At 50.4% G+C, this 11,455-nt stretch carries 10 protein-coding genes; all 10 read right to left on the bottom strand.

The window, feature by feature from the left end; all coding sequences use genetic code 11:
• Positions 1 to 198: 198 nt before the first annotated feature.
• A complete protein-coding gene (locus JW814_00810) occupies positions 199 to 1,074 on the bottom strand; it encodes a DMT family transporter (GenBank protein ID MBN2069967.1) in 876 nt (291 codons plus the stop codon).
• A gap of 98 nt (positions 1,075 to 1,172) precedes the next feature.
• Entirely contained in the window at positions 1,173 to 3,341 is a 2,169-nt protein-coding gene (locus tag JW814_00815) for a S46 family peptidase (GenBank protein MBN2069968.1), read from the bottom strand.
• A 245-nt stretch (positions 3,342 to 3,586) separates the two neighbouring features.
• Entirely contained in the window at positions 3,587 to 4,714 is a 1,128-nt protein-coding gene (locus JW814_00820) for a DUF4388 domain-containing protein (protein MBN2069969.1), read from the bottom strand.
• Between the two features lie 23 nt (positions 4,715 to 4,737).
• On the bottom strand, positions 4,738 to 6,540 hold the full coding sequence (locus JW814_00825; GenBank protein ID MBN2069970.1) for a tetratricopeptide repeat protein: 1,803 nt from the start codon (positions 6,538 to 6,540) through the stop codon (positions 4,738 to 4,740).
• A gap of 22 nt (positions 6,541 to 6,562) precedes the next feature.
• Positions 6,563 to 6,940 carry a response regulator gene (locus tag JW814_00830; GenBank protein ID MBN2069971.1) on the bottom strand — a complete coding sequence of 126 codons (378 nt, stop codon included), beginning with the start codon at positions 6,938 to 6,940 and terminating at the stop codon, positions 6,563 to 6,565.
• A gap of 20 nt (positions 6,941 to 6,960) precedes the next feature.
• Positions 6,961 to 7,551, bottom strand: a complete 591-nt coding sequence (locus JW814_00835; protein ID MBN2069972.1) for a chemotaxis protein CheC — start codon at positions 7,549 to 7,551, stop codon at positions 6,961 to 6,963.
• Entirely contained in the window at positions 7,541 to 9,280 is a 1,740-nt protein-coding gene (locus JW814_00840) for a chemotaxis protein CheA (protein ID MBN2069973.1), read from the bottom strand. The genes JW814_00835 and JW814_00840 overlap by 11 nt, the downstream gene beginning before the upstream one ends.
• On the bottom strand, positions 9,277 to 10,365 hold the full coding sequence (gene cheB / locus JW814_00845) for a chemotaxis-specific protein-glutamate methyltransferase CheB (GenBank protein ID MBN2069974.1): 1,089 nt from the start codon (positions 10,363 to 10,365) through the stop codon (positions 9,277 to 9,279). Before cheB ends, JW814_00840 begins: the two co-directional genes overlap by 4 nt.
• Positions 10,365 to 10,871, bottom strand: a complete 507-nt coding sequence (locus JW814_00850) for a chemotaxis protein CheD (protein MBN2069975.1) — start codon at positions 10,869 to 10,871, stop codon at positions 10,365 to 10,367. Before JW814_00850 ends, cheB begins: the two co-directional genes overlap by 1 nt.
• Positions 10,872 to 10,940: 69 nt before the next feature.
• The gene (locus JW814_00855) at positions 10,941 to 11,453 is read right to left on the bottom strand and encodes a chemotaxis protein CheW (GenBank protein ID MBN2069976.1); all 513 of its coding nucleotides are present in this window, start codon (positions 11,451 to 11,453) and stop codon (positions 10,941 to 10,943) included.
• Between the last annotated feature and the right edge of the window lie 2 nt (positions 11,454 to 11,455).

Below are 11,455 nucleotides of genomic sequence, written 5' to 3' on the forward strand. Positions count from 1 at the left end.
GCGGCAGCCAGGTGTCGAGCGGAGTCTACTTCTACCGCCTGAGATCCGACGATATAGACAAGACGAAAAAGATGATACTGCTTCGATAATTCGATCTGCCCTTGGGAGCGGCTGTGGTATTCGCCAGCCGCTCCCAAGGGCGGCCGATACCGGTCGTCTCCCTGGAGACTGCCGGAGATCATTATCATGCGGGACATACTAGCCGAACGTAACGAGAATGATCCCTGAAATAGCCAGAGCGGCTGCTATAAGCTTGTTTCTCGTAAAAGGTTCTTTTAGAAAGATCGAAGCGAGAATCAGGATATGTATCGAACTTGTCTGATTCAGTATCGCCGCCACACCCGCCCTCGTATATTTCATCCCCCCGATCCAGAAGATCAGAGCGAGGTAAGAACCCAGCACCGTCGCGGGGATCATGTATTTCCAGTGCTTTTTAGGGAGAAAGGTGGAAAAGACCTCCCGCCTCGACGGCATGATAAGGGCGACCGGTATCATAACAAGAAAAGATCCGATCTGTCTCACGGCGGTCGCCCAGAGGACGGGAGACCTTTCAAGGACAGGTTTTGCGATAACGATACCGAGCCCGAGGGTGAGCATCGAAATGACGCCCCAGATAACGCCGATCACAAGTTCTCTTCTCGTCCTTCCCTCCGGAGGCTCCACCTTCGTCGTCAGAAAGACCCCTGAGACGACGAGGACAAGCCCGCCGAAATGCCACAGGCTGAGCTTTTCACCAAGGATCATATAGGCGAAAAAGATTATCGACGGGGAATAGAGAGTATCGACCAGGGCGTTGATCCCGGCGCCGACCGCGTTGAGGCACATATGAAAGAAGGTGTCGGAGATCGCGATCGCTATAGCTCCGCTCAGCATGAGGATCAGGTAGTCTCTCGCCGGGGCTCTTCCCAGGATCGGCTCGCGGATGACTATGAAGGTTAAAACGAAAAGGACAGATGCTACTCCCACCCTGAAGAAGTTCAGGGCGAATGGAGGCACCTTCTCTCCCGATTTCTTGAAAAGAATAACGGCAAAGGCCCAGATAAGAGCAGTGACTAAAGCAAATATCTCTCCCATAAACCCTCCCCTCCATCCAAAAGACCGGCGGGAGGCCCGTATCCGGATCACCTCCCGCCAGCAGGTTCCTTATTGCCGGTCAGCGCCGCACAGGCGCGTCAATGGATCGTCAATTCCTTCAGGAGTCCATCGGCCCCGCTGAACCTGTCAAGGACGAATAGAATATATCTCGATTCGACACTTATGCAACGGTTGAGATCGCTGTTGAAAAGATAATCGGCCGAGATCGATTCCCAATTTCCGTCGAACGCCGCTCCAATGACTTCACCCTTTCCGTTAAGGATAGGGCTTCCCGAATTCCCTCCGGTGATATCACACGTGGAAAGGAAATCTACCGGTAGATCTCCGAGATAATCATCTACATATCCTTCTAAATCACCCGCCCCGTGCAGATCGACAAGCTTATGAGGACAGTCAAACGGTTCCTCACCGGTATTCTTGTCGATCATCCCGGAGAAAGAGGTAATATAATCGTAATAGACGGCGTCCCTGGGCCAGTACCCCTTGACAGTACCGTAGGTGAGCCGCATTGTCCCGTTGGCATCGGGGTAGAAAGCCCCGCCTTTCCATTCCTTCATCCCTTCGATAAGGAGCGGCCTGAGTTCGGAGAGTATGCCGGCGAACTCCTTATCCCTTTTCTCCCCATCCTTTATCTCTGTTTCGAAGGCGGCGCAGAACTCGATGAAGGTGTCGTTTTCCTTCATCAAATCCTCCCTCGAGAGGTCGAACATCCTGTTCCTTTCCGAGGCATCGCCTAGTTTTGTTCCCGAATACAGTTTTTCGACAAGATTGTCTATCTTCATATCGACATCGTCGCCAGCCATCCCCATTATCATCGATTCCATCGTCTTGCTTCGCTGTTCTTCCGGAAGATCGATCGAGCGCCTGAACAAATACTTCATCAGGGTCCTGTCGACATTCTCATCGTAACTGCGGTCGATCATGCCTAGGCGCTGCCTGACGCGGTCGATATTCCTCTCCATGTAGGCGGGCTCCCTCTCGAAATCTTCCTTTTGCTTTTCCTCCGTCCACCTGAATATCGTCATGCCGGCGCTTACCATCTGGCAGCTGAAACTCATGATTCTGCCTATGCCGTCCATGGCGCGATATTTCTCGTTTTCCTTATAAAGCTTACCGATCGATGGAAGGATATCACCGTATTTCTTTTTCCTTTTTCCGTCGCTTTCGACCCAATCAGTAAAAGCTCTTTCGTCTTCTGTTTTTCTATCGAGAAGAGACGCCTTGCGGAACCCCTCGAGCTGCCCCTGGTAATTTTTCATCGAGTTATTCAGCATCTGGTCGTACGAAGCGACCTTAATCGCTACCGCCGGATCTTTTTCGCCGGCTTTCTTGTAGATATCGATGATGTCTCCAAACATCCCGATATTGTTGGGGAACCTCCAGTTCTGGCTCCATTCTATCGAGTAGGACGATCTGTAACGCTGGGTAGCCGCGGGGAATCCGAGGATCATCGTGAAATCGTCCTTTTCGACCCCCTCGCTCGAGATCGCCAGATGGACTGCCGGTTTGTATGGAACATTCTCTTCGGCATATTCGGCGGAAGAACCGTCCGGGGCGACGTACGCCCTGAGGATTGTGAAATCCCCCGTATGCCTCGGCCACATCCAGTTATCGATGTCACCCCCGTAATTACCGATCGCTCTTGGTGGAGCGTACGCGATACGGATGTCCTTTATGATGAAACTGGTGTACATCCTGTATTCCATCCCGCTGTAAAAAGCGGAGACGCTGCAGCGCAGGTCGCTGTCCTTCTCTCCCTCGAGCTCAATCCTTTTTATTTCGTCTTCGATCGCCTTGTACCGCTCCGCTCCGGATTTTCCCTTCGCAGCTTTCAGTACCTTTTCAGTGACATCTTTTATCGAAACGAGGACTCTTGCCTGATAACCTTCGGCTGGAATATCGTTTTCGATCTCCCCTGCGTAGAATCCATTCTGAAGGATATTGTTCTCGCTAGTGCTGGCTCTCTGGAGAGCGGTGAATCCGACATGGTGATTGGTCAGAATCAATCCTGTCGAAGAGATGAAGGAGCCGGTGCCGCCTCCAAGGTTTACGATGGCGTATGCCACACCCGATCCACCAGGCGCGTATAATTCTTTCTGGGACAGTTCCAGCCCCAGTCCCTTCATTTCGGCTAAAAGCTCCTTGTCGATCCTGTCGAGCGGCCACATACCCTCTTCGGCGGAGAGAATAACCGGCCCGCAGAGCAGTATCGCGATGACGAGGATCGTTGTAAACTTCAAAAACATCCTAACCTCCCATCTGTACAGACTATCGGGGTCTGTTGCCGGGGAAAACGGAGTCAGGCAGTCCTCCCGGCAAATCATTGTGATGAACGAACCAGGATGATATCATGCCGGAACAAAATGTAAAAGGAGGATTTTCCGGGCAAAAAGACTCCCGGAAGGGCAGGATCATCATTGATCGATCAGGAGGCTTTGCCCCTTGATCAGGGAGCGATGCGGCACGAAAAGAGGATCTCTCGGGCGGGAATCTAGTATTCCTGAAGGACCTTTTCCCATTCCCTCGCGACCTGGATCCTGTGCTTGACGATATCTATGATCTTCGGGTTTCTCGCTTTTTCTCTGAGCTCTTCCCATTCATTGACGGCCAGGTCGACTTCTCCCAGTCTTGCGTGAAGATATCCTTTGATAAACATGGTCTTCTGGTTCTGGGGCCTGAGAGTCCGGGCTTTTCTCAGATAGACGAGAGATTCGCTCAATCTTTCCATTTTATAATATATCTCTCCAAGCATTCTCAAGGCGTCGAAACAATCAGGATCGATCTGAAGGGCTTTTTCGAATTCGCCGGCCGCCATTTCCAGGTTCAGTCTGCTGTAATGTTCTTTTCCTCTCCTGACGAGTTCATCGAGTTTTTCCTCGTTTTTCGCCCCGGCCTGGTCATCGGCCTGCGACTCCTCCAGTTCTATTACATTCATCACCACAAGCCCGTATATCAGCTTGCTGGTCGTAAAGAGATCCTCGCCTACAAGGTTATTGACTTCGTTGACTGAACGCACACCGTCGACAAGAGAAAGTATTTCCCATTCCTTCGGTTTGAGATTCAACCTCTGGTCCTTTTCGTTCCCCGGGCAGAGATGAAATACCGAATGTCTTGACGGCACCTTTGCCTTTATATTCGACCATTCATCTATCCTTCTTGCCCCTTCGAGAATCAGGTTCTCCGTGTTAAGCAGTACGAGGACTTCCCGTCTCTTGTCGAGTTCCTCCTCGATAAACCGGCAGTCTCCGTTCTCCCACTTGAAAATATCATATATGTTCTCACGTATCCTCGAACCAAAAAAACTTTCCAGATGGGGTTTTGAGGAGATCCCTTCTCCAGCCAGGCAGTCGATCATATTGTTGTAATTTTTGCTCGCGTTCGTTATCGCGGGAAGGGTCGCCTGATCTATGACTCCCCATTCTTCAAGAAGCATTTCTGTGGTTTTAGGTGACCTGTCATGCATCGAAGCAAGACATACGGAACCTTCCTGGAAAAGAATCTGGGCTTCCCTGTTTTCCGCCGCGTCACTGATTATCAACCTTCCGGTCTTTGCGTTAAGATGAAGCAGCTGAAACAGGTCAAATAAACCTAGTTCCTTTATAGAAGACTGGATTGTCATTGTCTGGTATTTCCTTTCACCTTTTAGAGATCCATTTTCAGCTCTTCAATCAGATCGATTTCCTTGCTTTCGAGATCGCCATCGGCGGGTTTCACCTGATCAACTGTTTTCACTGGTTCTTTCAAATCTGAAACTGCCGCTGTTCCCGTTTCGATCTCCCTTATGCCATCCTCGACGACATTCATCAGGAAATCCCGTATCTTGTCGAACCGGCGATGGACGCCTGCCTGCAGTATCTCGATCAGTTCGTCGTCCGGCTCGCCCTGCATCGATGTTTCTACATGGACCGGGTCGGCTTTTATATGATCATCTATGGCGATATAGAAATGATATCCCGTGTATTCGGGTTTGATCTTCGCAGCGTCAAGGATGCACTGGATTGCTCCCTTGAAATTCTCTTCCCTCAGGAAGACCAGCCCTTTGAGGTAAAGCGCGTCACTGTGACTGCTGTCTGACGTAAGGGCGCTTTCTATATCGAACAGGGCCAGTGTCATCCTGTTGAGCTTGTAATGCAGGATCGCCCGTTTTTCATACAGAATCGCGCTCTTGCCTACGAAAGCCTCCATCCTCTGAATAAGATTCTCTACCATCATATAATCTTCTTTAAGAAGGTTGCAGGTCAGAAAATTATAGTTCAACTCGATATTATAAAGATTGATGTTCAGCCCTTTCTTGAACATCCTTTCTGCGTCTTCGAACAGCTCCGCCTGGTAAAGAAGGACTCCCAGATTGTTCATCGTGCTGGCGTCAGCCGAATCGAGCCTGAACGACTGAAGATAGCATATCGCCGCTTTTTTGAACTCGCCGCGGAGATGGTATATGCACCCGCAAAGCCTGAAAGCCTCGGAATTTTCCGGATTTTCCTCAAGGGCCTTGAGAAAAGCTCCGAGCGATTTTTCCTCATCGCCTTCGGAAAGATTGACTTTGCCTATCTCGATATGGACCTTATCCTTTTCGGTCATGTCGGAAAGCGCTTTATTCAATTCCTGAAGGGCTTCCCTGTAGTAACCCCGTTCCCGGTACGCGGCCCCGAGAGTAAACGACGTACTTTCCAGGCTGGGAATATCCTTGCCTATCCGGCTTGACATCTGGCTCTGCTTCTCGCCGTCAAATTCGGAAAGGGCGAGGTTCGCCTCCGTATTCTTGAAAGATGGATTGAGCTTCGACGCGGTCCTGCTCTCTTCGAGCGCTTCCTGAAAATTACCGATATCGCCATAGGCGAACGAAAGCAGGAAATGCGACCTCCAGTATTCGGCGTCAAGTTTAATCGCGGCCATAAGTTCGGTGATGGCTTCGTCGGTTCGTCCGAGATTGTAAAAGATCTCACCGAGGTCGGTATGGAATACGGCCGACTTGCTGACCTTGTCGCCGGCGCAGAGGTAATGCTCGAGCGCCTGCTGGTGAAGCCCTCTTGATTTCAATACGCTTCCAAGATGGATCCTGGCCATGTAGTGATCGGGATTCTTCCCCACTACAGCTCCGAGCGTCTCCGAGGCTTCTTTCAGTTTACCCATGTTCTGGTAACTTATCCCAAGGCGAAGAAGCGCTTCGTCGTTGTCCGGATCTTTATCGACTTCCTGCTTCCAGCGGCTTACGTCGGGATCTTCCATCTTTGTTTCCGAGAAAAGGTAACGAAGATTTTCCCTGGCAAGGTCGAATCTCGAATCTATTTTAAGCGCTTCTTTGAACTGGGCGACGGCCTCGTCGTACAACCCCTTTCTGAAGTAAAGTACACCGAGGTTGTTCAAAGCGCCTGGGTCGTTGCGATCCACTCTGGAAGCAAAGCTGATCAGCGTGTCCCGCTCCTTTTCATCGATTTCAGGCATGTCCCATCCTTCCACTACCAGGTCATACTTTGCTTGCCTGGTTCAGAATCTTTGATACTACCTCGATTACCCTTGAAGGGTTGAACGGTTTTATAAGAAAATCCCTCGCCCCGGCTCCAAGCGCGTCCTGGACAAGAGCCTGCTGCCCGAGGGCGCTGCACATGACGATCCTCGCCTGCGGATCGGAAGCCATGATATTCTTTACCGCGTCAATCCCATTCATCTCAGGCATGATGATGTCCATCGTGACAAGATCGGGTTTAAGCGCGGAATATTTCTCAACCGCTCCCGCTCCTGTATCGGCCTCGCCGACGATCTCCATTCCCTGACCCTCAAGGATATCTGCGATCATCTTTCTCATGAAGATCGCGTCGTCTACTACTAATACTCTTGGTTTCATTTAATCTTCTCCTTTCAGAACTAATCAATTCCTATAGCGTCAAAAAGGACATCGACCGAATCCGGAGCTGGGATAAAGAAAAGAAAACCCTTGCACTGATTCTGCGGCAGTGAAAAGGCCGTCTCCAGGACGATCGCGTAGTCAGATTCAAGACTCAGATCTATCAGGATCGAATCCATTACGGCACCGAGCATATCGTTGGAAAACTGCGGCACCGAATGCATGATCTTCCGGTTGATGAAGGTAGCCAGGGTGTTAAGATAGCATCCGCACATGATATTCCCTATTTCCTTCAAGGTGGAAAGGGACATCTCGTCTGACAGGACGTTATCTCCGACCTCGCACCCCCTGGCCATCTCAACCATCTTGTTCGCTTCTGGATGAGGAAATATCAGAAACATCATCCCTTTGAAATCGTCGCTGTATCCCTCGAGATAAACGACCGAGACCATTGATTCGGGCCCGTTGAAAAGCGTATAGATTATCTGCAACGGGATGATATCGACGTTCGTTATCGAGACATCGATCCTTTTTTTGAGCAGGTCCGACAGGCCGGTTATGGCGTGAGCCGAGCCTATGTTACCGAGCTCCTTCAAGGCATCAATTCTCAAGTAAGACGGTCTCTTTATCGGACTCATTCGTACACCTTCCTTGAAAAATTACTCTAGGATCCCAAATAAACGCGATCATTCCGCTTCCGAGAATAGTCGCTCCCGAAATGCCGCTTATTCCCCTGACCATCACCGGTAATCCTTTGATCACAACATCCTGCTGACCGATGATATGATCGACTATCAGGCCGGCCGATTCCTCTCCGGCATCGATGATTATCATTTTTATGAAACGTGACGCGTTCTGATCGAGTCTCATCTCGAAGATCTCATCAGGCCGGATGACAGGTACAGTTTCGTCTCCATTTAGATATACCTGCTTACCTCGGATCGTTTTGAACGAACTGTGCTCCACGCGGGTCGTCTCTTTGACGTATTCGATCGGAAGAGCGTGTATCTCGGCCCCGACTCGGAACAACAGGGCTTTTATGATGGAAAGATTTATCGGAAGATGCATCGATATGAGAGTCCCTCCCGATTTCCGGCTGGCGATATTCATCGAGCCGCCGAGAGAATCTATAGTATCCTTCACGACATTCATCCCGACTCCACGCCCTGAATACCTGCTGACCCTGTCTCGCGTGCTGAATCCCGGAGCGGTAAGGATTCCGCACAATTCATCGCCGATCTCATCTCCCTTCAGTTCTTCAATCGTCTCTTTTCCCGATTTTTTTCTGACCGTCTCAATATCTATCCCTCGCCCGTCATCCTCGACTTCAACAATGACATGATTCTTCTCTCTTTTAGCGCTGAGTATTAAATTACCTGTCTCCGGCTTCCCCATGGCGATCCGTTCCTCTGGAGATTCTATTCCGTGGTCTATAGCGTTTCTTATCAGGTGAACCAGTGGTTCTCCCATCCTCTCCAGAACAGTCCTGTCCAACCCGATATCTGATCCTTTCACCTCAAACTTCACTTTCTTGCCGAGTTCCCTGGAGGTGTCCCTGGCCATTCTTTTAAAACGGTGAAAAATCTGCTCAGCCGGTACCAGCCTTGCCTCCATGACATCCTTCTGGATCTCCGATATGAGTTTTCCAGAAGATTCGAGTTCAGCCAGCAGCTCTTTTGCCCCTGTCTCCTGAGCGATGCTGCTCAGGCGAATGCGACTTATTATCAGCTCTCCGACCAGATCCATAAGATTATCAAGCCTTTCAAGATCGACTCTCGTCGATACGATCGCCTGTTGATGAGGACTGTCATTGATATCACAGGTCCGGAATTCCGGGGGATCCGCGATGCCAGGCAGTTCAACGCCATGATCGGTTTCGACTGTCTTCTCCAGCCCTCTTTCGCTGATCACATTTTCAATCTTTTCCAGGGAATCCGGATCGTTCTTTCCAAGTTTCATATTGATGGGTGAAAGCAGCACGAGAATATCTCCCAGCATTTGCTCGCCTTCGATGCCTTCTTCTTCATTCATCGCCCAATGGACGAGTTTTCCCAGCATGTCCACGACTCTCAGAAGAAGGTCGATCTCGGACGAATCGATAGTCAACTCGCCTTTTTTCCAGTAATCGAGAATATTCTCAAGCGCGTGACTCGCTTCCACGACCTGATCGTATCCCATTGCTCCTGACATACCCTTCATATTGTGCGCGTTCCTGAATAACTCCTCGAGGCAGGCGGTGTTATTATCGCCCTTTTCAAGATCCATCATCCCTTCCTCAAGCGCCCTCAGGATCTCGTTCGCTTCACTTACAAACAGAGCTTTGTAATCGCTTGCTTTCATGATCCGGCTTCCATTACTATAGTTTCATTCACCATCTCGACTATTACATCCGCTATCTCACAGAGAGGCACGACCCTGTCGGCAAGTCCTTCCGATTCCACCGACCCTGGCATCCCGTAGATCAGGGATGTCGAACGGTCCTGGCAGATCACCTTTCCACCATACTTTTTAATAGAGGCGCACCCCGCGGTTCCATCCTTGCCCATTCCGGTCAGGACCACGCCGATCATCCTGTCCCTGAATACCGGAGCAAAAGAAGTCATCGCAAAATCTATCGAGGGACAGGCTGTCTTCTGAAGATCGTTCCTTGGAAAAAGCATTACCGAAGGCCTACCCCTGTCCTCATCGAGAAAAAGGTGCATTCCTCCCGGAGCGACAAGGATTCTTCCCGGAAGGATCAGATCCCCGCTACCCGCCTCATGGACCGGCGCGGCTGCCCGTGAATCAAGGCGTTCAGCCAGATAACCGGTAAAATCAGGAGGCATGTGCTGAATCAGAAGGATGCTGGCATTTATTTCATCGGGAAGTCTCGGAATGATCTCCATCAACGCCTGCGGTCCGCCGGTGCTCGCTCCTATTATTACAAGAGAATCGTCACGATTCTTTTTTTCGACACTGCGATCGATTCTCAGGTTATGCTCAGCCGGGGAAAACCTGACCTTTTCGACATCTACCGTAGAAGCCATTCTGATCTTCGATATCAGTTCCCTGACTGGAAACCTGTTACCACTCATGGTCTTGGCCACAAAATCGACAGCTCCGTATTCGAGGCAGGTAAGTGCCATTCGCGCGTTGTTTGCCGTGTGGCCGCTCAGAATTACGACGGGAACCGGCCATTCGCTCATTATATACCTGAGCGTATCGAGCCCGTCCATTCGCGGCATTTCCAGGTCGAGAGTGATACAATCAGGTTTCAGGTCGACGAGTTTTTTAAGTACTTCCCTCCCGTTAGCCGCCGTTCCGACCACTTTGATATCGGGATCAGTCTCCACCGATTCCGCTATAAGGGTCCGCATGAAGGGGGAATCCTCGCCTATCAGCAATCTGATCTCTTTTCTTCCCCTGCTGATTCTATCCTCGTTCATCAATATATCTCCTCGTTATCATGCGCGTCGCGGACGTATACGTTACCATCGGATATCGTGAATAATATTGTCCTTCCAGTCGTTCCCCCGACGCATTCGGCGATTACCGGGATCCCTGCCGATTTCAGATTCTCCCGGGCAGTCCTGATATTCTCCAGTCCGACCTGTATGACTCCACGACTGCCGATCACATGCTTGAACATCTGCGCTCCTCCGAACAACTTGGCCGTCATTCTGTTTTTTTGAGCGCCGCACTTGATCATTCTCGTGACCATTATCTCGATAGCCGAATCGACGAATTTCGCCGGATTCTCATTGTTTTTCACCTTGTCGCGATTGGGATGCATCACGTGGGCGAGACTTCCCATCCGTTCGACCGGATCATGGAGCACTATCCCCACGCAGGAACCCAATGCCATTGTGTACATCCTCATTGGAGCAACTCCGATCCTGAATTGAGCCATCCCGACTTTTATGATCGTTCCTGTTTCACTGTCGCGGATCATATGCTGTCTTTCCGGAAACTGTACGCTCCCAAATTTCTTCCCAGGATCGAATAAGCCTCTCTCGCGAATTTACTGCTGCGCTTCCATGCACTGCGCGAACAGCTCCTTAATATCAAGACACTGTTCCACTATCTTCTCGGGCTCGATGCAGATAAGCATCTCACCCTCGATCTGCGCTATCCCCATGACCGACTGCTCAAAGGAATGATCGCTGGACACCTCCGGCGATTTCCTGATCTCTTCTGAATCGATCCGCACCACATCCTTCACTTCATCGACCATGAAACCGAATCCACCTTCCCGGGAATCCAGTATTATTACCCTCTTTTTCCTTTTATTCCCCCGGTTGGGATCTTCCTCTACTCCAAGGACCGAATGTATTTCCAGGACGGGAATTATCTCTCCCCGGAGATTGATCACGCCGGAAACAGGATTTGCCATGCCCGGGACGGGGAAAGCCTTGATAGGCCGTATTATCTCCTTGACCTTCGAGACCGGAATACCATAGTTTTCGCTACCGAGCCTGAACGTCACCAGCTGCAGGCCTTTACCCTCAACAGTGAATTTTTTCTTTGTTTCCATCA

The sequence above is a fragment of the Candidatus Krumholzibacteriota bacterium genome, from assembly GCA_016932415.1.
In the GTDB taxonomy this organism is placed as follows: domain Bacteria; phylum Krumholzibacteriota; class Krumholzibacteriia; order Krumholzibacteriales; family Krumholzibacteriaceae; genus Krumholzibacterium.